Raw genomic sequence first — 23,262 nt, 5'->3', positions numbered from 1 at the left:
CCCTCCCCACACCGACCGCGAGGAGCACCGCCCATGTGCGAGTCCATGGAGGACGTCACCCAGGCCGTCCTGGCGAAGAACGACGGCCTGGCCGCGAGCCTGCGCGAGGAACTGGCCCGGCGCGGGGTGGGCGTCGTCAACCTCCTGTCCAGCCCGGGCAGCGGAAAGACGGAGCTGCTGGGACGGGTGCTGGCCCTCGCGGTGCAGCGGCGCGTCCCGGTGGCCGCACTCACCGCCGACCTGGCGACCGAGAACGACGCCCAGCGGCTGGCCCGCTCGGGGGCACCCGTGAAGCAGCTGCTGACGGACGGGCTGTGCCATCTGGAGGCCCGGCAGCTGAGCAGCCATGTGCGCGACTGGCTGCCCGAGGACACCGCGGTGCTGTTCGTGGAGAACGTCGGCAATCTCGTCTGCCCGGCCTCCTACGACCTCGGCGAGAGCCTGCGCATCGTGCTCATGGCGGTGACGGAGGGCGAGGACAAGCCGCTGAAGTACCCCACCGCCTTCGGCTCCGCCCATCTGGTCGTGCTGACCAAGACCGACCTGGCCGAGGCCGCCGGTTTCGACGAGGCCGCCTTCCTCGCGCATGTGCAGCGGGTCAACCCGGGGGTGGAGGTCGTCCGGTCCTGCGCGCGGGACGGCGACGGCGTCGGCGCCGTACTGGAACGGGTGCTCGCCGCGCGGGACGGGGCTCCCGTGCACCGTCCGCCCCTCGCCCCACACCCCCACCGGCATGTGCGGAAGGACCCCGGCCTCACGGCCGGCCACGCCTCGTGACCGCGCCCGCCGCACAGGCGGTGCGCCGTCGCGTCACCGTGCGCGGCACCGTGCAGGGCGTGGGCTTCCGCCCGTTCGTGCACCGTCTGGCGACCGGCCTCGCGCTCTCCGGCTTCGTGAGCAACACGGCGAGCGGCGTCCTCATCGAGGTGGAGGGCCTGCCGGAAGAGGTCGATCGTTTCTGCGACCGGCTGGCCGCCGAGCCCCCGCCGCTGGCCACCGTCACCGGCGTAGGAGTCGAGGAGCTGCCCGTCACCGGCGTCGACGACTCCTTCACCATCCGTGCCACCGAACACTCCTCCGGGCGCACCCAGCTCCCGCCCGACACCGCGACCTGCGCCGACTGTCTGCGGGAACTGGCCGATCCGGCCGACCGCCGCCACCGCCACCCGTTCGTCACCTGCACCCACTGCGGCCCCCGCTTCACCATCGCCACGGGGATGCCCTACGACAGGGCGCTCACCACGATGACCGGCTTCCCGATGTGCCCCGCCTGCGCCCGGGAGTACGGCGACCCCGCCGACCGCCGCTTCCACGCCCAGCCCGTCGCCTGTCCGGACTGCGGCCCCCGGCTGCGCCTGGTGCCCGCCCCCGGCAGCGGGCAGCGCCCCGCACGGGACGGCGACGCCCTGGCGGCGGCGCGGGCTCTGCTGGCGGCCGGACGGATCCTCGCCGTCAAGGGTCTCGGCGGCTACCACCTGGCCTGCGACGCCACCGACGCACGGGCTGTCGACACCCTGCGCGCACGCAAGGAACGCGGCGGCAAGCCGTTCGCGGTCATGTGCGCCGACCTCGACACCGTGGAGCGGATCGCCGAGGTCTCCTCGGCCGAGCGGACCGCCCTCACCGGCCCCCGCCGCCCCATCGTCCTGCTGCGCCGGCGGACGGCGGCCGCGGGCCTCCCCCTCGCCACCGGCGTCTGCCCGGGCAGCCCGCACCTCGGTGTGATGCTGCCCTACACCCCCGTCCACACGCTGCTGCTGGGCCTGCCCGGTGACCCTCCGGGCCCTCGGGTGCTGGTCATGACGAGCGGCAACCGCTCCGGCGAACCCATCGTCACGGACGACGAGGAGGCACTGACCCGCCTCGCCGGGCTGGCCGACGCCTGGCTCGCCCACGACCGGGTCATCGCCTCCCCGTGCGACGACTCCCTGCTGCGGGTGCGCGCCGACGGCACGGAACAGGTGCTGCGGCGCTCCCGCGGGTATGTGCCCCGCCCGCTGCGCCTGCCGGTCGCCGTGCGGCCCACGCTCGCGGTGGGCGGCGACCTCAAGAACGCGCTCTGTGTCGGCGAGGGCGACCAGGCCTGGCTGGGCCCGCACATCGGCGACATGGGTGACCTGACCACGCTGGAGGCCGCCCAGCGGGCCGAGGGACACATGCGGCGGCTCAGTGGCGTCACCCCCGAGCTCGTCGCCGCCGACCGCCACCCCGGCTACCACTCCTCCCGCTGGGCCCGTCGTCGCGCCGCCCAACCGCCCCTCTCAGCACCGGTGTTCGTGCAGCACCACCACGCGCACATCGCCTCGGCGATGGCCGAGCACGGCCTCGACGGCACCACACCCGTGATCGGCGTGGCCTTCGACGGCACGGGCTACGGCGACGACGGCACCGTCTGGGGCGGCGAGTTCCTGCTCGCCGACTACACGGGCCACCGCCGCTTCGCCCACCTCGCCCCGGCCCCGCTGCCCGGCGGTGACGCGGGGGTGGCCAACCCGTGCCGGCTGGCCCTGGCCCGGCTGTGGGCCGCGGGGCTGGCGTGGGAGCCGGACCTGCCCTGCGTCGCCGCCTGCTCTCCCGCCGAACTGAGCGTCCTAAAGCGCCAGTTGACGCGCGGAGTGGCCTGCGTGGCGACCTCAAGCATGGGCCGGCTCTTCGACGCGGTCTCGTCCCTGGTGGGTGTGTGCCATCGCGCGGGATACGAGGCCCAGGCTGCCCTGGAGCTGGAGGCCGCGGCCGCCGCGGCCCGGTACGCCGACGACACGGCGTACACCTTCGGCCTGGTCTCCGGCCTGTGCGACCCGGCACCCGTGCTCGGCGCACTCGTCGCCGACCTGCGTCGCGGCACACCGGTCCCGGTGCTCGCCGCGCGTTTCCACCGTGGCGTCGCGCGGGCCGTGGCGGAGATCTGCCGGCGGGCGCGCCGGGAGACCGGAGTGGCGACCGTCGCGCTGAGCGGCGGGGTGTTCGCCAACGCACTGCTGGAGGAGGAGTGCGCGCGGCTTCTCGCCCAGGACGGCTTCGCGGTGCTGCTGCACGGCGAAGTCCCCCCGAACGACGGCGGTTTGGCCCTTGGACAACTCGTGGTCGCGGCGCACGAACGACAGGAGGAGTGACCCATGTGTTTGGCAGTGCCCGGCAAGGTCGTCTCGATCGACGACAGTGCCGACCCGCTCACCGGGCTGATCGACTTCGGCGGTGTGCAGAAGCAGGCGTGCCTGGAGTACGTGTCGGACGTGCGGGTGGGTGAGTACGTCATCGTCCACGTCGGGTTCGCACTCCAGCGACTGGACGAGGAATCGGCCCTGGCCTCCCTGAAGCTCTTCGAGGAACTGGGGCTGCTGGAGGAGGAGTTCGGTGACGCCTGGGAACAGGCGGCGAAGGAGGCGGGAACCGCGTGAAGTACATCGACGAGTTCAACGACCCGGACCTCGCCCGGCGGCTGCTGGACGAGATCCGCTCCACCGTCACCCGACCCTGGGCCCTGATGGAGGTGTGCGGCGGCCAGACCCACTCCATCATCCGCCATGGCATCGACCAACTCCTGCCCGAACAGGTGGAGTTGATCCACGGCCCCGGCTGTCCGGTGTGCGTCACCCCGCTGGACGTCATCGACAAGGCGCTGGAGATCGCCTCGCGTCCCGAGGTGATCTTCTGCTCCTTCGGTGACATGCTCCGGGTGCCGGGCACCGGCCGGGACCTGTTCCGTGTCAAGGGCGAGGGCGGCGACGTACGGGTGGTCTACTCACCGCTCGACGCCCTGGAGCTCGCCCGCCGCAACCCGCAGCGGGAAGTGGTGTTCTTCGCCATCGGCTTCGAGACCACGGCCCCCGCCAACGCCATGGCCGTGCACCAGGCGCGCCGTCTGGGCCTGACCAACTTCAGCCTCCTGGTGTCGCATGTCCGGGTGCCCCCGGCCGTCGAGGCCATCATGACGTCGCCGTCCTGCCGGGTGCAGGGCTTCCTCGCCGCCGGGCACGTGTGCAGCGTGATGGGCACGGCCGAGTACCCGCGGCTGGCCGAGCGGTTCGGCGTACCGCTCGTGGTGACCGGCTTCGAACCGCTCGACATCCTCGAGGGCATCCGCCGCGCGGTGCGTCAGCTGGAGCGCGGGGAGCACCGGGTGGAGAACGCCTACCCACGTGCCGTGCGCGAGGACGGCAACCCCGCCGCCGTACGCATGATCGAGGAGGTGTTCGAGGTCACCGACCGCAACTGGCGCGGCATCGGGCCCATCCCCGACAGCGGCTGGCGGCTGACCGAGGCGTTTCGCGCGTACGACGCCGAGCACCGCTTCCAGGTCACCGACATCCGCACCGAGGAACCCGCCGAGTGCCGCGCGGGCGAGGTGCTCCAGGGCCTGATCAAGCCCACCGAGTGCGCGGCCTTCGGCACCACCTGCACCCCGCGCACCCCGCTCGGCGCCACCATGGTCTCCAGCGAGGGCGCCTGCGCCGCGTACTACCTGTACCGCCGGATGAACGCCGCGACGCCCCAGGCTGCCGGGGCGGCGGGCAAGGAGATGAACCCCGTTGGCTGATCTCGTCGAAACCGTCGACCCCGCGAACTGGACCTGCCCGGCCCCCCTGCGCGACCAGCCCGTCGTGGTCATGGGGCACGGCGGGGGCGGAGCACTGTCGGCCGAGCTGATGGAACAGGTCTTCGTCCCCGCGTACGGCAACGCCACCCTGGCCGGCCTCGCCGACTCCGCCGTCCTCGAACTGGGCAGCGCCAGACTGGCGTTCTCCACCGACTCCTACGTGGTCAGGCCGCTGTTCTTCCCCGGCGGCAGTCTCGGTGACCTGGCGGTCAACGGCACCGTCAACGACCTGGCGATGAGCGGAGCCAGGCCCGCCTACCTGTCAGCCGCCTTCGTCCTGGAAGAGGGCGTGGAGCTGACCGTCGTCGAACGGATCGCGCGCGCCATGGGTGCCGCGGCCGAGACCGCCGACGTCACCATCGCCACGGGCGACACCAAGGTGGTGGAGTCGGGGCACGGCGACGGCGTGTACGTCACCACCGCCGGGGTCGGGCTCGTCCCGGACGGGGTGGACATCCGGCCCCAGCGGGCGCGGCCCGGTGACGCCGTCATCGTCAGCGGGCCGATCGGCCTGCACGGGGTGGCGATCATGAGCGTCCGGGACGGGCTGGAGTTCGGGGTCGAGCTGGCCAGCGACACCGCGCCGCTGGCGGACCTGGTCGCGTCCATGCTGGCGGTCACCCCGGACATCCATGTCCTGCGCGACCCTACCCGCGGAGGTCTGGCCGCGTCCCTCAACGAGATCGCCCGCGCTTCCGGAACCGGTGTCCGACTTACCGAGCGGGCCATTCCGGTGCCGGACGCGGTCGCGAACGCCTGCGGTTTCCTGGGGCTCGATCCGCTCTACGTCGCCAACGAGGGCCGGCTGGTCGCCTTCGTGCCGCCGACGGAGGCGGAGGCCGTCCTCGCGGCGATGCGCGCCCACCCGCAGGGCGCCGGGGCCACGCTGATCGGTGAGTGTGTCGCCGACCACCCCGGCATGGTCGTGGTGGCGACGGGACTCGGCGGCACCCGGGTGGTGGACCTGCCGCTCGGTGAGCAGTTGCCGCGCATCTGCTGACCCCGGACACGAGCGGGGCCCCACCGACCCTCATGGGTGTCGGCGGGGCCCCGCTCGTGTCAGCTCCGGGCCTCGATCCCGGTGATCTCCAGTTCCCGGCCGCTGCGCAGCTCGGCGGAGGGTTGGTCGCAGCGCGGGCACCAGAAGAACGGCGGCATGCCCACCGGGAACTCCTCGGCGCACGGGCCACAGTAGGCCTGCGCGGGGACCTGCTCGACCACGAGCCGGGCAGCGGCGAGGGAAGTGCCGTCGCGGGCCACCTCGAAGGCGAAGTCGAGCGCGTCGGGGACGACTCCCGACAGCTCGCCGACCCGCACGGTCACCGACGCGACCGCGTCCGTCCCGTCCGCCCGGGCCAGTTCGTCGGCCCGCTCGATGATCGCGGTCGCGATCGACAGTTCGTGCACGGCCGGCTCACGGATACCGGTGGCCCGCGCGCAGGCCGCCGGCCATCCGGTAGATCCGCATCTCGCGCCGCACGCTCGGGAACTCCCGGACGAGCACCGCCAGGGCCACCGCGCCGGCCAGGACGGCCTCGGCCATCAGCAACCGCCGTCCCGACGTCCCGTCCTGTGCGCTCCCGCTTCGTTGCACCTTCATTCCGTCTCCCTGCTGTTCCTCATCCCGGCGGGATGTTCGGCATGACGTCCAGCAGGGCGTCGTGCCGTTTCCAATGGATCCCGGTGGAGCGGCGCGCGTCGGCGGTGCCGTCCTCGTGATGCCCGGTCTGGTGGTCGTACGGCCCGATGTTGCCCTGGTGCATGCCGGGCACGTGCCCGGTCGAGTCGGGCTTGGCCTGGGCTCGGCCGACTCTGATGCTGCCCATGGATGCTCTCCTTCCTCGCCTCCGCGCAGCGGAGTGCGGGCTCATGGCCGCTCGGTGAGGTCCTCGAAGAACCGGTCGACGGCGGGCCAGATCCGGCCGCCGCCGGACAGGCCCCGCCATTCGCGGCGTACGACCGCGACCATCCGGTAGCAGTCGTCGACGGGGACGATCCAGTGGTGGTCGTTGCCGTGGACGGTGTTCACGAGCAGTGCCTCCACGTCGGGTTCCATGGACGCGAGCCGCGGACACTCCGCGGCCAGCCGCTGCCAGGCCTCGGCGTCGACCTCCCAGCGCATGGCTCCGGCCGGGCTCGGGCCCTCGGCGGTGACCGTGCCGTCGGACCGGGGCACGAAGAAGACCAGGCCGACGGGCACGCCCAGGACATCAGTGTCCACCCGGGGCAGGCGGATCCGCCTGCGGGGGACGAGCCGATAGCGTCCGTCCCCGGCACCACCGTCGGCGAACAGCACCGAGCAGGGGCCGCAGGCGCAGCACACCTGGTCGTCCGCGGTGTCGTAGAGGTGCGGGTGCTCGTCGGCGACCGGCGCGGCGCACAGGTCGCACCGTTCTGCCTCGGGCTCCGCCGTGCCGTCGGCGGAGGAGCGGATGAGGCGGGCCAGGGCGCCGTCCTTGCTCACGGTGAGCCCCGGTGGGTGAGCGTGGTCAGTGGTACGAAGGCGGCGGGCGCCGTGACCGGCACCGGTTCCACCGCCGTCAGCTCCGGAGCCACGGCGAGCACCGCCTCCTGGACCGCGGCGGTCACGTCGCTCGTGCCGCCGCCGCACCCGGAGCCGCAGCCGCCGGTCGTCAGCCGCACGCGGCCCACCTCCCCGTCCACGCCGGCCCACTCCACGTCGCCGCCGCGTTCTTGGACGGCGGGCCGCAGCCGCTCGACCGCGCGGGCCGCCCGGCGCTCGACGGGCTCCGGGTGGCTCCCGTGCAGCACCAGGAGGTGGCCCAGCAACTCGTCGTCGGCCAGGCGTTCGGACAGCCGCGCGTCCGCGTGGTCCATGACCCGGGCCAGCGCCTCGCCGTAGACCTCGGTGAGCAGCCGAACCGCCTCGATCGCGGAGCGGGTGGCCGGGCCCGGGGCGGACTCGAGCCCTTCCAGCAGCTGGTCGAGGCGGGCGAGCCGGGATTCCACCGCCGGGTCGGCGAGCCGTTCCACGGCCCCGGCCTCAGCCATGGTTCGCGCCGTAGGTCGGCGAGTGCAGGGTGGTCAGCGTCTTGCCCTTGCCGACGTACATGTGCACCCCGCACGGCAGACAGGGGTCGAAGCTGCGAACGGTGCGCATGATGTCGACACCCTTGAAGTCGTCGGGCCCGTTCTCCTCGAAGATGGGCTGGCCCTGGACGGCGTCCTCGTACGGGCCGGGGGTGCCGAACTTGTCGCGGGGGCTGGCGTTCCACGGGGTGGGTGGGTACGGGTGGTAGTTGGCGATCTTCTTGTCCTTGATCACCAGGTGGTGGGAGAGGACACCGCGTACCGCCTCGTGGAAGCCGCAGCCGATGGCCTCGTCGGGCACCTCGAAGTTCTCGAACACCTTGGTGTCGCCCGCGCGCACCAGGCCCATGGCCTCTTCCAGGAACTGCAGGGCCATGGCGGCCGCGTAGGCGACGAAGTACGGCCGGGCGCGGTCCCGTTCGATGGTGTTGCTCCACTTCGGGATGCGCCACTCCAGGGTCGTCTCCGGCAGCGACTCGCCCTTGGGCAGCGAGATGCGCACGCTGTTGCCGGTGGCCTTGACGTACGGGGTGTCGACGAGGCCGCTCAGCGCGGTCGACCAGAGCCGGGCGAGCGGGCCGCCGCCGGTGTCCAGAGCGAGGTGGTCTCCGGTGCGGCGGTCGTACCAGCGCGGGCTCATCACCCAGCTGTACTTGTCGGCGAAGTCGCGCTTCTGCGGCACCGGCACGGTGGTCTGGTTCCAGGGGTGACGCATGTCGACCGGGTTGCCGAGCGGGTCGTGGGTCACGAAGGGCTGCTCGTTCACCCAGTCCTCGTAGTAGGAGCTGCCCAGCATGATGCGCAGTCCGAGGTTGATGTCGACGAGGTTGTTGGTGACCAGCTGCCCGTCGACGACGATGCCGGGAGTCACGTACATCGCCTTGCCCCAGGCGTTCATGTTCTCGTAGCGGTAGTCGACGACGTCGGGGTCCTGGAAGGCTCCCCAACAGCCCAGCAGGATACGGCGGTTGCCGACCTGCTCGTAGCCGGGCAGCGCCTCGTAGAAGAAGTCGAAGACGTCGTCGTTCATGGCGACGGCCTTCTTGACGAAGTCGATGACCCGCATGAGCCGGCTGAGGTAGTCGGTGAAGACGGTCGGCTGCGGCAAAGTGCCGACGCCGCCGGGATACAGCGTGGACGGGTGGACGTGCCGCCCCTCCATCAGGCAGAACATCTCGCGGGTGACCCGGCTGACCTTCAGGGCCTCCTTGTAGACCTCGCCCTCGAAGGGGTTGAAGGCCTTCATGATGTCGGCGATGGTCCGGTAGCCGTGGATGTCGCCGCGGGGCGCGTCGGTGCGCTCGGCGCGGGCCAGCACTCCGGGGTTGGTGGCCTTGACCATGGCCTCGCAGAAGTCCACGAACACCAGGTTGTCCTGGAAGATCGTGTGATCGAACATGTACTCGGCCGCCTCGCCGAGGTTGACGATGTGCTCGGCGAGCCTCGGCGGCTTGACCCCGTAGGCCATCTGCTGCGCGTAGTCGGAGCAGGTGGTGTGGTTGTCGCCGCAGATACCGCAGATGCGCGAGGTGATGAAGCCCGCGTCGCGCGGGTCCTTGCCCTTCATGAACACCGAGTAGCCGCGGAACAGCGACGAGGTGCTGTGGCACTCCACGACTTCCCGGTTGGCGAAGTCGATCTTCGTGTAGATGCCCAGGTTGCCGATGATGCGGGTGATCGGGTCCCAGGACATGTCCACGAGCTGCGGCGGCTTGCGTCCCGTGGGCCGGGACTCGGTTGTGGTCATCGCTGTTTCTGCCCCTTGCTGTCGGTGCTGCGTCGGTCCGTGGTGGGTGGTCTCGCGCGGTGTCAGGGCCGCCAGTAGGGGTCGTAACCGCTGGTCAGCTTCCGCTTGTTGTGACGCCATCTGGGTTCGTGGTTCACCAGCTCGTTGGTGAAGCCGCGCAGCCGGCGGATGACGGCGCCGTACGGTTTGACGATCATGGAGGACAGGGTTCCGCCGGGCGGCTCGTCCATGAACGGCATGAACGCGTCGGGGAAGCCGGGCATCGTGCAGCCGATGCAGATGCCGCCGACGTTCGGACAGCCGCCGATGCCGGCCATCCAGCCGCGCTTGGGGACGTTGCAGTTGACCACCGGCCCCCAACAGCCCGTCTTCACCAGGCACTTGGGTGAGTTGTAGTCCTTGGCGAAGGTGCCCTGCTCGTAGTACGAGCCGCGGTCACAGCCCTCGTGGACCGTCTTCCCGAACAGCCACTGCGGACGCAGCATGTGGTCCAGTGGGGGCGGCGGGGCGGATCCGGCGGCGTGGTAGAGGACCCAGATCAGGGTCTCCATGAAGTTCTCGGGCTGGATCGGGCAGCCGGGTACGTTCACCACGGGCAGGCCGCCCTGGGACCTGAAGTCCCAGCCCAGGTAGTCCGCGAGGCCCATGCAGCCGGTCGGGTTGCCGGCCATCGCGTGGATGCCGCCGAAGGTGGCACAGGTGCCGGCGGCCACCACCGCCCAGGCCTTGGGGGCGAGTTGGTCGATCCACCAGTTCAGGGTCTGCGGCTCACCGGTCTCCGGGTCGTTGCCGAAGGACGTCCAGTAGCCGTCGCCCTTGATGATGTTCTGGTTGGGGATCGAACCCTCGATGACGAGGATGAACGGGGCCAGTTCGCCGCGTGCGGCCGCCCGGTAGGGGGCGAGGAAGTCCTCGCCGCCCAGGCTCGGTGAGAGCACCTTGTTGACCAGGTTCACTTTCGGCAGGCCCGGGATCAGGCCGAGCACGAGGTCCTCGATGGAGGGCTGGTCGGCGGCCGTCAGCGAGACGGTGTCGCCGTCGCAGCTCATGCCCTCGGAGATCCAGAGGATGTGGATCTCGTCGAAGCCCTGCCGGTCCTCGGCGCGGTCGGGTTCGCCGCTGACCTCGGTGGTGCTGCTGTGGGTTGTCATGTCAACGGCCTCCGCTGCGGGGGGTGTCGGAGTCGGTCGGGCTCACGTGGGTGAATGGTTCGAGTGGTTCGAGTTCGTCGGGACGGAAGTAGTGGAACCGGCCGTACCAGCTGTGCAGTTCGGCCGCGGGATCGTCGTCGAGGGTGACGGCGAGGTGGACGCTGCCGTCCACGTCGTGGAAGACGGCGGCCACCTCGGCACTCCGCCCGTCCAGGAACATGTCCTGCGCGTCGGCGCCCCGGCGTCGCGGGCGAAGCCGGACGCGGCTGCCGCCGCCCAGGAGCACGCCGTCGACGAGCACCGTGTCGGTGGACGGGGAGAGACCGTCATCGGCGCCCTCCTGCCACCAGGCGGCACGTCCGGCGGGTGAGGTGGACGGGGCCGGCGGGGTGACCGGGGACAGGGAGCGGATGGCGCCGTGCAACCGTTCGAAGACCTCGCGGGGCATGGTGTCGACCCGGTCGAGAATCGCGGCGGCCCGCGGATCGGTGGCGCGTGCCTCGCGCTTCTCCTCGTCGGTCAGCAACATCGTGCGCAGGGTGAGGATCTCGTCGATCTCACCCGCGTCGTGCAGGTCGCCGGGGCTCTCTGGGGCCACCTGGGGGTGGTCGGGAAGGATGATCGGCGAGGCCAGCAGGACGTGTCCGACGGCGCCCGCGCCGGCGGGGGTCTCGCCTGCCGGTTCGCCGCCGAGGACGGGGAAGGCGAATTCGTTGCGGCACGCGTCCGCGTGAGAGCGCAGGCCCTTGGGCGGATCGATCAGTGAGGCGAACTCGACGCCGTCACCGCCGATGAGGGTGTGGGCGGCGATGAGCGCGCGGCGCAACACCTCGTCGCGTGACGCCCGCGGATCAGGCGCGGGGCCGGAGTTGACGGTTCGGACGCGGAGGCGGCAGAGGTTCTGCCCCAGCCGCTCGGCACTGACGGTGGTACTCGCCCGCAGCTCCTCGCGACGGCGGACCACCCGCCCGGCGTCCCGCGGCAGTACCTCGATGTCGATACCGGCCGCGGCTCCCGTCGCAACGGTGTGTTCGGCGTCGAGGAGGTCGTCCACCGGAATGACGATGTCCGCCTCGCACGGCACGGCCTCGTCGAAGGTCAGGTGCACCGTGCCGTCATCGGCGGGCAGCGACTCGACGGCGCGGTGTCCACCATCGGCGTCGGCCGCCTCCACCTGCTTGCGCTGCATCTGCAGGTACCGAAGGCGCACCCTCAGCAGCGCGTCGGGCCGGCGGATCCTCAGCAGGCACTCGGTCTGCTGGTACCAGGAGTCGGCGGAGCCGGACACGCCGGGGACGACGGGGCCGTCCCGCTCCACCCAGTCCTTGGGGAACAGCACCCCGAACTGCCACCGGACGCGGTTCTTGGCCGACGAGCGCCTGTACGGATACAACAGGTAGCCCTCGTAGAGAACCGCGTCGGCCACGGCGCCCAGTTCCTCGAAGGCGTCCAGGGTCCGGTCGGGAGTCGGTTCCGTGGCGCCCGTCGTGACAGCGGACGCCGCCCTGCCGCCCACGACCGATCCGTCCGCCATCGCGCCTCCTCGACTCCATGTGCAGTCCCATGCCTCCCACCAAGGTCACACCGCTCACACATCTCCGCCTCCTGCGGCACGACGTTGTTGAGCCGTTGGAGGGATCACGCGGCGTGACCGGGTTGTCCAGGCGGCCAGACGGCTGGCGTACGAAGGGAAGGGCGGAGTGCGTGCGGTTGAGGGCGCCGGGACCGGGAGCAGCCCTCAGGTCGGCCGACCTGGAGCGACGGCGGGCTGGTGGGGCCTGGGGGCTGGCAAGCCCGGGGAACGGCGGGTGGGCGGGGAGCGTGGAGGTGACGGATCTGAGGACAACGGCCGGGGCGAAGGCCTGGGGACGGCTGGGCTGGGGAGGGCTGGGGAGGGCTGGGCTGGAGCGAAGGCCTGGGGACGGCAGGCCTAGGACGGCTGGGCTGGAGCGGCGGCCGCGCCCTGGGCCCGGGGCGCCACGGAGAGGACGGGCGGGCGGAGGGCTCGGGAGCGGCAGATCTGGGGAAGACAGCCGGAACGGCAGGTGTGGGGGCGGTGACAGGGGCGGAGAGCCTGGCCGAACTGCGCGCGCGACGGCCCAGGTCCTGACCGGTGTCACGACGGGAGTGTCTGCTGCCGACCGACGGCGAAAGGTGGGGCACCTGAGGGGCGGCAGGACCCGTGCGTCGACGGCTTAGCCATAGGGCCTGACAGTGGGCGCGGGCGACGAAGGCCGGGACGCAGAGCCCGGAGCTACGGCAGGCCCTGGGAGGCAGCAACTGGGCGGAGGAGGCACGGGACGACACGGCCCTCCCAGCCATCTCCACGGGTGTGCCGTGGGCCGATCTGCGGTTCGGGGGGCATAGGCCTTAAGGGCAGCGAGCGTCGGGGCAGCGGCTGGTTCAGACGACCGCGCTGGGCAGAGAGCCCGACCGACGTCAGAGGCCCGACCGACGTCACAGTCGGCACAGCTTCGCGGCACCGCACGCCGCAACCAGCCGACGTCACCGCCTCGCAAGCACCCACCCGCAAACACAGGCGGCGTCACCGCCTGCCGGTGTCCCGCCCCTCACGCGTCCGGTGGTTTCCAGCCCGGGGGCTGGAGTATCGCCAGTAGCTGGCGGACCAGTTCGTCGACCACCTCGTCCAGCGTCGCCTTCACCCAGCCCGCGCTCCAGTCGTGGAGCAGGCCGTTGACGCTGCCGATGAAGGCGGTCGCGGCGATGCGGTAGTCGCGTCGGGCCGCCTCCCCCCGCGCGGCGGCCGCCTCCGCCTCGGCGCAGATGAGGTCCACCCAGCGGGAACGGCGGTCCAGGCGCTGCTCCTCCAGCCGCGGACTGACGCCGATGATCTCGACGAAGGTGATGCGGATCCGGCGCGGATCGCCGGTGACGTTCGCCGCGTAGGCCCGGAAGATCGCGGTGACCCGCTCGGCGATCGGCCGGCCCTCCGCCTCGGCGAACGCGGCCAGCACCGCCTCCTCCGCCCAGGCGTTGACCTGCAGATGCAGCGCCGCGAGCACATCCTCGAGGGTGCGGAACTCCTCGTAGAACTGACGGGTCGACAGCCCCGCGGCCTCGCTGAGCGCCGCGACGGTGGTGGCCCGGTATCCGGGGTCGGCACCGAAGAGTTCGAGCGCGGCGTCCAGGAATCTCCTGTGCCGCTCGGCCTGCCGCTGCTCGGCGGTCTTGCCGCCGTATCGCCCGGTCGGCGCCCTGAGCCTGCCCGCCACTGAGCCTCCCTCGTTACGTGATCCCTCGATTTTGTCGTGTACGCAGTCTTGTGGAGAAGGGTGCCCGCTCCTTACTTTCCAGTAAGTAAGAGTCTGAACGCGCTCCTTTTCAGATTCGACCGTCGATTCCATTGGCATGCCCGCATCACGCCCACGCCCCGTCCACAGAGGAGAGAGCACTCATGCCTGCCATCAGATCCAGGCACCTTTGCTCCGTAGCCGCCGCCCTCGTCCTGACCGTCGCCGCCCCCGCGACCGCCGCCACCGCGGATTCCGCCGCCGCGCTGCGCGAGGTGCTGTTCGTGGGGAACAACTGGGACGGCACCGCGACCGTCCTCAAGTCCTCCGGCGACTTCGCCAAGGTCGGGGAGATCAACGTCGTTCCCGACAAGGCGCAGCGCATCGCCGAGATCAACGCCGACCCCATCAAGTGGATCTACTACACGGCCATCCGCAACGAGGTGGGGCAGGGCCACGACCAGTACGTCGACGACATGTACTCCACGCCGGACGGCAGGTCCGTGGTCGTCTCCCGGCCCAGCTTCGCCGACGTCGTCTCCATCGACCTCGCCACCGACAAGATCAACTGGCGTTTCCCGGTGGCCGGTTACCGCGCCGACCACATGGCCGTCTCCCCCGACGGCACCCGGGTGGCGGTGTCCGCCTCCACCGCCAACAAGGTGCAGGTGCTGGACATCAACACCGGCAAGGAACTCGGCGAGTTCGCCACCGGTGACAAGCCGCACGAGAACGTCTTCACCAACGGCGGCAAGTACATCTGGAACATGGCGATCGGCGAGGTCACCACCTCCCTCGACGACCCCGCCTGGGACTGGACGAAGGGCGACCGGCACATCACCGTCGTCGACGCCACCACGTACAAGACGGTCAAGACGATCGACATGCGTGACCGCCTCGACGCGATCGGACTGAAGGACTTCTCCGACGCGGTGCGACCGGCCGCGTTCACGCCGGACTGGTCGAAGATGTACTTCCAGGTGTCGTTCTTCAACGGCTTCCTGGAGTACGACATCGCCACCGACAAGATCACCCGGGTGAAGACGCTGCCGGCGAACCCGGCAACCAGCACCGACCGCACCACCTGGCTGCTGGACTCGCGCCACCACGGCATCTCGATGAGCCCCGACGGCACCAAGCTGTGCGTCGCCGGGACGATGGACAACTACGCCACCGTCGTCGACCGGGCCACCCTCCAGGAGGGCCCGCTCGTCACGGCGTCGACCCCGTACTGGGCGACCGTGAGCGGTGACGGCAAGGACTGCATCATCTCCGAGAGCGGCGCCGACCAGGTCACCGCGATCGACTTCGCCACGGGCCAGAAGGTGCTGTCCGTGCCGGTCGGCGACCACCCGCAGCGGGTGCGGCTCGGGCATGTCCTGGCCGACTGGACCGGCCCCACGAGCTGACCTCCGGGTGACGGCGCCGGACCAACGAGGTCCGGCGCCGTCCTGTTGCCGGACGAGCCCCCTCACCACCCACGTGCGGGGGCGGCAAGGCCGTCGTGAAGTGCCGGGCGGGCGGGTCGGAGAGGGCCCGGCCAGGCGCCCACCCGGATCATCGGTTCCGGTCAGAAGTGGGACGTCGCCCAGGCCGCCAGTTCGGACTTCGCCGCGGCGAGGAGGCTCGCCGAGGGGGAGGTCGCGCCGTTGGTCACCAGGGCGTAGTGCAGGACGCCCGAGTCGGAGTCGGTGAGCAGCAGACGGCGGCTGCCCGTGCCGCCCGGTTCGGGGGCCGCGGCGACCGGTGTCGACGTCGTGTAGGCCGGGGGGCCGTACACCGTGCCGAGGTCGGAGACCACGGTGGTCGTGGCGGTCGGGATGGAGGCGGGGAGGTGCAGTTCGGTGGGCGCGGTTCCGGAGCCCGAACGCCATACGAGCAGCCCGTACTGGCCGGAGCCGACCAGCTGGGACACGTTCGGCAGTGAGCTCGGCACCGGGTTCCAGGTGAGGGTCGTCGAGCCGTCGCGTGAGCGGTCCTCGTAGGTGAACGCGAGGGTGGTGCCGGCCGTGGCGCTCGGGTAGACGCGGTCGAGAAGCCGGGCGTCCTGACGGAGCGTCACAGCTCCCGAGCCGTCGAGCCTGGCCACCGAGAGGTCCTCGTCGTTCCAGGCGTCGCCGGACGTCTGCACCTTGTCCGGGTTGTCGTTCATCAGCTCGTGGTGGCGTCCGTTGTAAATGTCCCACTGCCACTGGTTGCCGGAGAGCACCGATCCGGAGGCGGCCGGGTTGCTCCACCAACTCGCGCCCGGCAGACGGGAGTCGAGGGCCTGGTACATCGCCTTGTCGACGGTCGGGGCCTTGCCGGAGACCGTGCCGGACAGCGGATGCCCGAACTCGCTGACCACGGCGGCCGTTCCGGCGGCCGAGGCACGGTCACGGACGGCGGAGAAGTCCGTCGCGTACTGGCCGTCGGACGCGTTGCCCCACATCAGGATCCCGGAGATGGCCTTCTGGTCGTAGAAGTGGGTGTTGAAGACGTACCGCGGACCGAGCGTGCCCGCGTCGAGAAGACCGCCCTCCTGCTTCTGGGAGCTGATGTTGGAGTTCCAGAAGAGGTTCGGCTCGACGAAGGCGGGCTTGCCCTGCCAGCCGGCCGCGTCCATCCGGGCCCGGAACTTCTGATAGAAGGGCCACAGCAGGTTCTGCTCCCAGGTGCGGCTGCTCTGGCCCGAGTCGTAGCTGCCCGCGTACGGCTCGTTGTACGGGTCGAAGCCGACGACTCCCGCGAACTCCTCGTCGGTCACGTGCTGTTGGACGTACGCCATGGTCTTCTGCGCGGTGTCGAGGAAGAAGTCCTGCAGACCGTAGGTGTTGTGCCAGAAGTCGTACTGGGCCTTGGTCACGGCCTGGTTCTGGGTGATGTTCTGGCCCCAGAACAGGCAGATCCCACAGGACTCCTGGGGGTAACCGCCCAGTTCCACGGCCCACTTGGGAGCGCCGTCACCGGTGTACCAGCTGCCGGAGTTGAACAGGTAGCGGGAGTAGAGGTCCTGGTGGAAGTCCGGGTAGACCCGGATGCCCGCGTCCAGGAAGGCCCGCATCTGGTCGGTGACGGCGGCCAGGTAGGTGGTGTCGACCGTGCCCCGGGTGGGCTCCGCGTGGGCCCAGGACAGCAGGAAGCGGACCGAGTTGCCGCCGCCCAGCGCCCGCAGCGCCGTGGCCGACTTCTTCGCGTCGGCGACCGAGGCGAAGGGCAGACCGCTGTTCTCCTCCAGCTTGGTCTCGCCGGAGACGTTGTAGCCGCGCAGGACGATCTCGCGGCCGTTGCCGTCGACGAACCTGCCGTTCTGCACGGCCAGGGTCGATCCGTCGAACCAGAGGGAGTCGGGGACGGTGGTGGTGGCGGAGGGGGACGGCACGCCCGCCATCGCCAGGGATCCGAAGAGGACAACCAGCACAACGAGCAGACGTGTCCGGATATTCGGCATGTCCACTACAGTCCGGGGATTTCCGGACACCGTCAATACTTCTGACTCTTGAGTAAGTTTCAGGATTTTCGGGTACGTTCTCCCTCTGCAGCCTCACCTCCCCACTCGACGCGTCACGTTCAACAGGTACTCCTTGCGGTCGAGGGGGTTGTGGTCGGTGCGCGGGCGTTGGGGAACGGTTCCCTGGGTGATCGGTGCGTAGTGGTCGAACGCGGTCTCCAACTCGCCCTCGCCACGGGTGAGTCCGGGCAGCCGTCGCTCCAGCTCGTGCACCCGGCCGGCCGGGACCGTACCGTCCAGGACGCAGCCGGCACCCCGCGTCACCGTCGTCCGCGGCACGGCCCGCAGCGCGGCCAGCACCGGCAGCAGCGCGCCCAGCGTGTCGGCCGGGGCCTCGATCCGGAAGCGGTGCAGGGGCTCGTACACCCGCGTCCCCGCCCGGCGCAGCGCCTCGATCAGCACGAGCGGGGTGACCCCGCGGAAGTCGGCGCCGGTGCTCGACATGCTCTTGTCGAAGCCCTGGTGGGCGTGGCTCTGCCGGGGCGAGTAACCCGAGTGGGTCATGGTCACGGTGCAGTCGGTGACCTGCCAGCCGTGCAGGCCCTGACCGAGGGTCTCGCGCACGGTGTCCTCGACCGCCTTGAAGAAGGCGTACGGCATGGAGCCGAGCTCCACCTCCAGGCGGAAGTCGACGCCCGCTCCGGTCGGCGCGGGATCGACGCGCAGGCCGACGGTGGCCAGGAACGGGTTCGGGTCCTTCTTGTTGAACTCCACCGCCGAGCCCGAGCCGACCGGCCGCTCGACGCAGATGGGGGTGGTCTCACGGAAGCCGACATCGAGTCCGTACTCGTCGGCGAGGGTCGACTGGATGACCTCCTTCTGCACCTCGCCGTACAGGGACACGGAGATCTCCTGTCGCACCTCGTCGTGGCGCAGGTCGATGAGCGGGTCCTGCTCGGCGAGCTGGGTGAGCGCGACATGAAGTGCGCGCCGGTTGGTGTCCGGGCCCGGGACGACCACCGTCTCCAGGGTCGGCGGCGCGAAGACGTGCTCGTACGCCTTGCGGGGTTCGCCGATCGCGTCGCCGATCCGGATGTCCGCGAGACCCCACAGCCGGGCGATGCGTCCGGCGGGGACGGCGTCCGCGCGGGCGTCGGTGCCGTGATCGAAGACACTGATCGCGGTGATCCTGCCCTCCTGGCGGGCCTCGCCGAAGGGGACGCGGTCACGGGTGCGCAGGGTGCCGGAGAAGAGGCGGGCGTACGCCACCTTCTCCCCCGCCGGACCCCGCTCGACCTTGAACACGGTGGCGGAGAGCGGGCCGCCGGGGTCGCCGTCGGACGTGGGGAGGAGCTCCTTGATGCCGTTGACGAGGGCGTCGATGCCGGCGCCGGTGATGGCGGAGCCGAAGTAGACGGGGTGGACGAGGGATTGGCGGGTCTGGGCGGTGAGGGCGGCGTGGAGGGTGGCATGTGACACACCACTGAAATTCTCAGTGGTATGTGACATAGCAGTGGAGCGCTGAGTGGCATGTGACATACCACTGCCCTCCACATACGTCGCCAGCAGCTCCTCATCATGCTCCGCCAGCACTTCGAGCGCCCCCGCTCCCAGCCCAGCCACAACCCGGGCACCCGCCGCCCCCAACCCCTCAACCGTCCCCATCGGCACGATCGCCGGCGTCAGCCGCTGGGCGATCGCGCGCAGCACGCCGTCGTAGCGCGCCCCGCGGCGGTCGATCTTGTTGACGAACAGCAGGGTCGGGATGCGCAGCCGTCGCAGGGTCCGCATCAGGACCCGCGTCTGGGCCTGGACTCCCTCCACCGCGGAGACGACGAGGACGGCGCCGTCGAGGACGCCGAGGACGCGTTCCACCTCGGCGATGAAGTCCGGGTGGCCGGGTGTGTCGATGAGGTTGACCGTGACGTCGTCGATCGGGAACGAGACGACGGCGGACTTGATGGTGATACCGCGCTGCCGTTCGAGCGCGAGGGTGTCGGTCCGGGTGCTGCCGGCGTCGACGCTGCCGATCTCGTCGATCACTCCGACCGAGTGCAGCAGCCGCTCGGTCAGGCTGGTCTTACCGGCGTCGACATGGGCGAGAATTCCGAGGTTGAGCAGGTGCACGAAGCGTCATGCCCTTCGACGAGGGGATCGTTCCTTCCTGGGCGGACATGAGCGGTGCTCGCATTGCTGCTCCTGGGACGTGCGGTGACAGGTACCCGTGAAGTGCAGCAGACGGCCGCCGCCGACAGCAATGGATTAACGCTCAACGAACCCGGCGCAGCACTCGCCCCCTCCCCGCGACGGTCCTAGAGTGACCTACATCACGCCCCGTCTCCTGGGAGGGCAGATGACCCGTATCTCGGTGAAAGTGGACGGCACGACATACCAGGACGAGGTGGAACCCCGTCTCCTGCTGATCCACTACCTGCGTGACCGCCTGGGCCTGACCGGCACCCCCATCGGCTGCGACACCTCCAACTGCGGGGCCTGCACGGTGGACCTGGACGGTGTGAGCGTGAAGAGCTGCTCGGTCCTCGCGGTGCAGGCGGACGGGGGCGAGGTCACCACCGTCCAGGGGCTGGCCCGCGACGGCGAGTGGACCGAGCTGCAGAAGGCGTTCCACGAGAAGCACGGGCTGCAGTGCGGCTACTGCACCCCCGGCATGCTGATGGCGGCCCGCGATCTGCTGCGGGAGAACCCCCACCCCTCGTCGGACGAGGTGCGGCACGCCCTGGAGGGCAATCTGTGCCGCTGCACCGGCTACCAGAACATCGTGCGGGCCGTGATGGCCGCCTCCGGTCAGGAGGTGACGACATGACCGATCAGGCCGTCGAATCCGAGGTCGGCCGCTCCCGGCCCCGCAAGGAGGACGCCCGGCTGATCACCGGCCAGACCAACTGGACCGACAACATCAGCGTCAACGGACTGCTCCATCTGGCGATCCTGCGCAGCCCCATGGCCCACGCCCGCATCGAGCGGGTCGACGTCTCCCCCGCCCTCGAACGCCCGGGCGTCGTCGCCGCGTTCAGCGGACGCGACCTCGACGGACTCGGTTCCCTCCCCTGCGCCTGGCCCGTCACCGAGGACATCGTGCTGCCCGACCACCCGCCGATCGCGGTCGACGAGGTGCGCTACGCGGGCGACCCGGTGGCGGTCGTGGTCGCCCGTGACCGGTACGCGGCCGCCGACGCCCTGGAGGCGATCGAGGTCGACTACGAGCCGCTGCCCCCGGTGCTCGACCTGGAGGCCGCGCTCGCCGAGGGCTCCCCGCTGGTCCACTCCGACAAGGGCACCAACCGCTCCTACGTCTGGCCGCTGAAGACCGGCGAGGACTTCGAGTCCGTACGGCAGCGCGCGGAGGTGACCGTCAAGCGCCGCTACGTCCACCAGCGGCTCATCCCCAACGCGATGGAGCCGCGCGCGGTCGTCGTCACCCCGCTCGCCGCGTCCGGCGAGTACACGCTGTACTCGTCCACCCAGATCCCGCACATCCTGCGGATCATGCTGGCGGTCGTCACCGGGATCCCCGAGCACAAGCTGCGGGTGATCGCCCCCGACGTGGGCGGCGGCTTCGGCTCCAAACTGCAGGTGTACGGCGAGGAGGCCATCGCGCTCGCCGTGGCGCGGCGCATCGGCCGCCCGGTGAAGTGGACGGAGTCCCGCTCCGAGGGCTACCTCGCCACCCACCACGGCCGCGGCATGATCCAGGACGTCGAGATCGCCGCGATGCGCGACGGCAGGCTCCTCGGCCTCAAGGTCGACCTGCTGACCGACATGGGCGCGTACCTGATGCTCGTCACCCCGGGCATCCCGATCCTGGGCGCGTTCATGTACCCGGCGATCTACAAGATGGACTCCTACGACTTCACCTGCACCGGCGTCTTCACCACCCGCACGCCCACCGACGCCTACCGCGGCGCCGGACGCCCCGAGGCGACGTACGCCATCGAACGGATCATGGACGAGCTGGCGGCCGAAGTCGGCCTGGATCCGGTGGAGTTGCGGCGGCGGAACTGGATCGGGCACGAGGAGTTCCCGTACACCACGATCGCCGGTCTGACCTACGACAGCGGCAACTACGAGGCGGCCACCGGCAAGGCGCTCGCCCTGTTCGAGTACGACAAGCTGCGCGCCGAGCAGGCCGACCGCACCGCGCGCGGGGACACGGTCCGGCTCGGGATCGGTGTCTCGACGTACACCGAGATGTGCGGGCTCGCCCCGAGCCGGGTGCTGCGCGATCTGCGGTACGCGGCCGGCGGCTGGGAGGCGGCGACCATCCGGATGCTGCCCACAGGCAAGGTCGAGGTGGTGACCGGCACCAGTCCGCACGGGCAGGGCCATGTCACCTCCTGGAGCCAGATCGCCGCGGACGTGCTCGGGGTGCCCTTCGAGGACGTCGAGGTCGTGCACGGCGACACCAAGGCAGCGCCGCAGGGCATGGACACCTACGGCTCGCGGTCCCTGGTCGTGGGCGGGGCGGCCGTGCACCACGCGGCGCAGAAAGTGGTGGCGAAGGCCCGGAAGATCGCCGCGCACCTGCTGGAGGCGAGCGAGCAGGACCTGGACTTCGCGGACGGCGTCTTCTCCGTGAAGGGTTCCCCGGAGGCCCGTAAGACGATCCAGGAGGTCGCGTTCGAGACGTTCACCTCGCACGACCTGCCGGACGGCATGGAGCCCACCATCAACGCCGAACACCTGGTCGACCCGGACAACTTCTCCTACCCGCACGGCACCCATCTGTGCGCGGTCGAGGTCGACACGGAGACCGGGCAGACGAAGATCAGGTCGTACGTCTGCGTGGACGACGTCGGCCGGGTGGTCAACCCGATGATCGTCGAGGGCCAGGTGCACGGCGGGCTCGCGCAGGGCATCGCGCAGGCGCTGTTCGAGGAGGCCGTCTACGACGACGAGGGCAACCTGGTCACCGGCACGATGGCCGACTACCTGGTGCCCTCGGCGGCGGACCTGCCCGAATTCGTGACCGAGCGGACGGAGACGCCGGCGACCTCGAATCCCCTGGGCGTCAAGGGAGTCGGCGAGGCGGGGACCATCGCGTCCACGCCTGCGGTCGTCAACGCGATCGTGGACGCCCTGCGACCGCTGGGCGTGCACGACGTCCGGATGCCCTGTACGCCCGAACGGGTGTGGCGAGCGGTGAGGGAGGCCCGGTCATGATTCCTCCGGCGTTCGAATACGCCCGTCCGGCCTCCGTCGACGAGGCGGTGCGCACCCTCGCCGAGGCCGGCGAGGAGGCCAAGGTGCTGGCCGGCGGGCAGAGCCTGCTGCCGCTGCTGAGGCTGCGGCTGGCCTTCCCCGAGTTGGTCGTGGACGTGGGCCGCATCCCGGAGCTGCGTGGGGTACGCGAGGACGGCGACACGCTGGTCATCGGCGCGATGACCACGCACCACGACGTGGTCACCGACCCGCTGGTCCGCCGCCACGCGGGCCTGCTGGCGGCCGCCACGGCGACGGTCGCGGACCCGGCCGTACGGCACCGGGGCACCCTGGGCGGTTCGCTGGCGCACGCCGATCCGGCCGGGGACCTGCCCGCGGTGATCCTGGCGCTGGGCGGCGAACTGGTGGCCCAGGGGCCGCGCGGGCGACGCACCGTCGCGGCCGGCGACTTCTTCGTCGACTATCTGCAGTCCGCCCTCGAACCCGACGAGCTCCTGGTGGAGGTGCGGCTGCCGAAGGCGGACGGCTGGGGCTTCCACTACGAGAAGTTCCACCCGGTGGCGCAGTCCTGGGCGACCGTCGGCGTGGCCGCGCTGGTGCGGCGCGACGACGGGCACATCGCCGAGGCCCGCATCGGCCTGACCAACATGGGCGCGACCCCGCTGCGCGCCACGGCGGCCGAGGCGGCCCTGACCGGCGCCGGGGACACCGGGTCGGTGGCGCGGGCCGTGGAGTCGGCGGCGGAGGGCACGCATCCGGCGCAGGACACCGCGGCCTCGCCCGAGTACCGGGAGCATCTGGCCCGGGTGCTCACCCGGCGCGCGGTGCTGGCCGCCGCCGGAATGGGGTGAACG

Annotated in this window: 20 protein-coding genes; 9 read left to right on the top strand and 11 right to left on the bottom strand. The window is 70.9% G+C overall.

All coding sequences use genetic code 11. The features are described 5' to 3' along the window. The first annotated feature begins 33 nt into the window (after positions 1–33). From hypB to hypE, 5 genes are read left to right on the top strand one after another with little or no spacing between them, the layout of a single operon-like run. Positions 34–777 carry a hydrogenase nickel incorporation protein HypB gene (gene hypB / locus ABZZ74_RS41850; protein WP_356949381.1) on the top strand — a complete coding sequence of 248 codons (744 nt, stop codon included), beginning with the start codon at positions 34–36 and terminating at the stop codon, positions 775–777. Beyond that, positions 774–3,113: a carbamoyltransferase HypF gene (gene hypF / locus ABZZ74_RS41845; protein ID WP_356949380.1), complete on the top strand. Its 2,340-nt coding sequence runs from the start codon at positions 774–776 to the stop codon at positions 3,111–3,113. Before hypB ends, hypF begins: the two co-directional genes overlap by 4 nt. A 3-nt stretch (positions 3,114–3,116) precedes the next feature. Beyond that, positions 3,117–3,398: a HypC/HybG/HupF family hydrogenase formation chaperone gene (locus ABZZ74_RS41840; RefSeq protein WP_356949379.1), complete on the top strand. Its 282-nt coding sequence runs from the start codon at positions 3,117–3,119 to the stop codon at positions 3,396–3,398. Then, positions 3,395–4,537 carry a hydrogenase formation protein HypD gene (gene hypD, locus ABZZ74_RS41835; protein WP_356949378.1) on the top strand — a complete coding sequence of 381 codons (1,143 nt, stop codon included), beginning with the start codon at positions 3,395–3,397 and terminating at the stop codon, positions 4,535–4,537. Before ABZZ74_RS41840 ends, hypD begins: the two co-directional genes overlap by 4 nt. After that, on the top strand, positions 4,530–5,597 hold the full coding sequence (gene hypE / locus ABZZ74_RS41830; protein ID WP_356949377.1) for a hydrogenase expression/formation protein HypE: 1,068 nt from the start codon (positions 4,530–4,532) through the stop codon (positions 5,595–5,597). The genes hypD and hypE overlap by 8 nt, the downstream gene beginning before the upstream one ends. Before the next feature lie 59 nt (positions 5,598–5,656). On the opposite strand, the gene hypA is transcribed toward hypE, so the two are convergent. From hypA to ABZZ74_RS41785, 9 genes are all read right to left on the bottom strand, one after another. Further along, positions 5,657–6,004, bottom strand: a complete 348-nt coding sequence (gene hypA / locus ABZZ74_RS41825; RefSeq protein ID WP_356949376.1) for a hydrogenase maturation nickel metallochaperone HypA — start codon at positions 6,002–6,004, stop codon at positions 5,657–5,659. A 7-nt stretch (positions 6,005–6,011) separates the two neighbouring features. Then, the gene (locus ABZZ74_RS41820) at positions 6,012–6,197 is read right to left on the bottom strand and encodes a hypothetical protein (protein ID WP_356949375.1); all 186 of its coding nucleotides are present in this window, start codon (positions 6,195–6,197) and stop codon (positions 6,012–6,014) included. 19 nt (positions 6,198–6,216) lie between these two features. Continuing rightward, positions 6,217–6,423, bottom strand: coding sequence for a hypothetical protein (locus ABZZ74_RS41815; protein ID WP_356949374.1), 207 nt, complete (start codon positions 6,421–6,423; stop codon positions 6,217–6,219). A 41-nt stretch (positions 6,424–6,464) separates the two neighbouring features. Then, complete coding sequence (locus ABZZ74_RS41810; protein WP_356949373.1) at positions 6,465–7,061, bottom strand: DUF5947 family protein; 597 nt, start codon at positions 7,059–7,061, stop codon at positions 6,465–6,467. Then, positions 7,058–7,609 carry a NifU family protein gene (locus ABZZ74_RS41805; protein WP_356949372.1) on the bottom strand — a complete coding sequence of 184 codons (552 nt, stop codon included), beginning with the start codon at positions 7,607–7,609 and terminating at the stop codon, positions 7,058–7,060. Before ABZZ74_RS41805 ends, ABZZ74_RS41810 begins: the two co-directional genes overlap by 4 nt. Continuing rightward, entirely contained in the window at positions 7,602–9,395 is a 1,794-nt protein-coding gene (locus ABZZ74_RS41800; protein WP_356949371.1) for a nickel-dependent hydrogenase large subunit, read from the bottom strand. Before ABZZ74_RS41800 ends, ABZZ74_RS41805 begins: the two co-directional genes overlap by 8 nt. A 62-nt stretch (positions 9,396–9,457) precedes the next feature. Next, on the bottom strand, positions 9,458–10,546 hold the full coding sequence (locus tag ABZZ74_RS41795) for a hydrogenase expression protein HypE (protein WP_356949370.1): 1,089 nt from the start codon (positions 10,544–10,546) through the stop codon (positions 9,458–9,460). Between the two features lies 1 nt (position 10,547). After that, positions 10,548–12,080: a hypothetical protein gene (locus tag ABZZ74_RS41790; RefSeq protein ID WP_356949369.1), complete on the bottom strand. Its 1,533-nt coding sequence runs from the start codon at positions 12,078–12,080 to the stop codon at positions 10,548–10,550. 1,036 nt (positions 12,081–13,116) lie between these two features. Then, complete coding sequence (locus ABZZ74_RS41785; protein ID WP_356949368.1) at positions 13,117–13,779, bottom strand: TetR/AcrR family transcriptional regulator; 663 nt, start codon at positions 13,777–13,779, stop codon at positions 13,117–13,119. Between the two features lie 182 nt (positions 13,780–13,961). On the opposite strand from ABZZ74_RS41785, the gene ABZZ74_RS41780 reads away from it, so the two are divergent. Further along, positions 13,962–15,206: a YncE family protein gene (locus tag ABZZ74_RS41780; RefSeq protein ID WP_356949367.1), complete on the top strand. Its 1,245-nt coding sequence runs from the start codon at positions 13,962–13,964 to the stop codon at positions 15,204–15,206. Between the two features lie 161 nt (positions 15,207–15,367). On the opposite strand, the gene ABZZ74_RS41775 is transcribed toward ABZZ74_RS41780, so the two are convergent. After that, the gene (locus ABZZ74_RS41775) at positions 15,368–17,227 is read right to left on the bottom strand and encodes a cellulase family glycosylhydrolase (protein WP_356949366.1); all 1,860 of its coding nucleotides are present in this window, start codon (positions 17,225–17,227) and stop codon (positions 15,368–15,370) included. Positions 17,228–17,320: 93 nt separating this feature from the next. Continuing rightward, positions 17,321–19,354, bottom strand: a complete 2,034-nt coding sequence (locus ABZZ74_RS41770) for a translation factor GTPase family protein (RefSeq protein ID WP_356949365.1) — start codon at positions 19,352–19,354, stop codon at positions 17,321–17,323. A 226-nt stretch (positions 19,355–19,580) separates the two neighbouring features. Between ABZZ74_RS41770 and ABZZ74_RS41765 the strand changes: the two genes are divergently transcribed. From ABZZ74_RS41765 to ABZZ74_RS41755, 3 genes are read left to right on the top strand one after another with little or no spacing between them, the layout of a single operon-like run. After that, positions 19,581–20,051, top strand: coding sequence for a (2Fe-2S)-binding protein (locus ABZZ74_RS41765; RefSeq protein ID WP_356949364.1), 471 nt, complete (start codon positions 19,581–19,583; stop codon positions 20,049–20,051). Beyond that, positions 20,048–22,408: a molybdopterin cofactor-binding domain-containing protein gene (locus ABZZ74_RS41760; RefSeq protein WP_356949363.1), complete on the top strand. Its 2,361-nt coding sequence runs from the start codon at positions 20,048–20,050 to the stop codon at positions 22,406–22,408. The genes ABZZ74_RS41765 and ABZZ74_RS41760 overlap by 4 nt, the downstream gene beginning before the upstream one ends. Then, positions 22,405–23,259, top strand: coding sequence for a xanthine dehydrogenase family protein subunit M (locus ABZZ74_RS41755; RefSeq protein WP_356949362.1), 855 nt, complete (start codon positions 22,405–22,407; stop codon positions 23,257–23,259). The genes ABZZ74_RS41760 and ABZZ74_RS41755 overlap by 4 nt, the downstream gene beginning before the upstream one ends. Positions 23,260–23,262 lie beyond the last annotated feature (3 nt).

Source organism: Streptomyces sp. NPDC006476, from assembly GCF_040612015.1.
Classification (GTDB): domain Bacteria; phylum Actinomycetota; class Actinomycetes; order Streptomycetales; family Streptomycetaceae; genus Streptomyces; species Streptomyces griseorubiginosus_B.
This window is presented reverse-complemented; position numbering and strand designations above follow the sequence as displayed.

Bases quoted from the DNA above. Each gene is read 5' to 3' on its own strand.
- hypB (WP_356949381.1), top strand. From the start codon at position 34: ATGTGCGAGTCCATGGAGGACGTCACCCAGGCCGTCCTGGCGAAGAAC.
- ABZZ74_RS41840 (WP_356949379.1), top strand. From the start codon at position 3,117: ATGTGTTTGGCAGTGCCCGGCAAGGTCGTCTCGATCGACGACAGTGCC.
- ABZZ74_RS41820 (WP_356949375.1), bottom strand. From the start codon at position 6,197: ATGAAGGTGCAACGAAGCGGGAGCGCACAGGACGGGACGTCGGGACGG.
- ABZZ74_RS41815 (WP_356949374.1), bottom strand. From the start codon at position 6,423: ATGGGCAGCATCAGAGTCGGCCGAGCCCAGGCCAAGCCCGACTCGACC.
- ABZZ74_RS41805 (WP_356949372.1), bottom strand. From the start codon at position 7,609: ATGGCTGAGGCCGGGGCCGTGGAACGGCTCGCCGACCCGGCGGTGGAA.
- ABZZ74_RS41800 (WP_356949371.1), bottom strand. From the start codon at position 9,395: ATGACCACAACCGAGTCCCGGCCCACGGGACGCAAGCCGCCGCAGCTC.
- ABZZ74_RS41795 (WP_356949370.1), bottom strand. From the start codon at position 10,546: ATGACAACCCACAGCAGCACCACCGAGGTCAGCGGCGAACCCGACCGC.
- ABZZ74_RS41790 (WP_356949369.1), bottom strand. From the start codon at position 12,080: ATGGCGGACGGATCGGTCGTGGGCGGCAGGGCGGCGTCCGCTGTCACG.
- ABZZ74_RS41780 (WP_356949367.1), top strand. From the start codon at position 13,962: ATGCCTGCCATCAGATCCAGGCACCTTTGCTCCGTAGCCGCCGCCCTC.
- ABZZ74_RS41775 (WP_356949366.1), bottom strand. From the start codon at position 17,227: ATGCCGAATATCCGGACACGTCTGCTCGTTGTGCTGGTTGTCCTCTTC.
- ABZZ74_RS41765 (WP_356949364.1), top strand. From the start codon at position 19,581: ATGACCCGTATCTCGGTGAAAGTGGACGGCACGACATACCAGGACGAG.
- ABZZ74_RS41760 (WP_356949363.1), top strand. From the start codon at position 20,048: ATGACCGATCAGGCCGTCGAATCCGAGGTCGGCCGCTCCCGGCCCCGC.
- ABZZ74_RS41755 (WP_356949362.1), top strand. From the start codon at position 22,405: ATGATTCCTCCGGCGTTCGAATACGCCCGTCCGGCCTCCGTCGACGAG.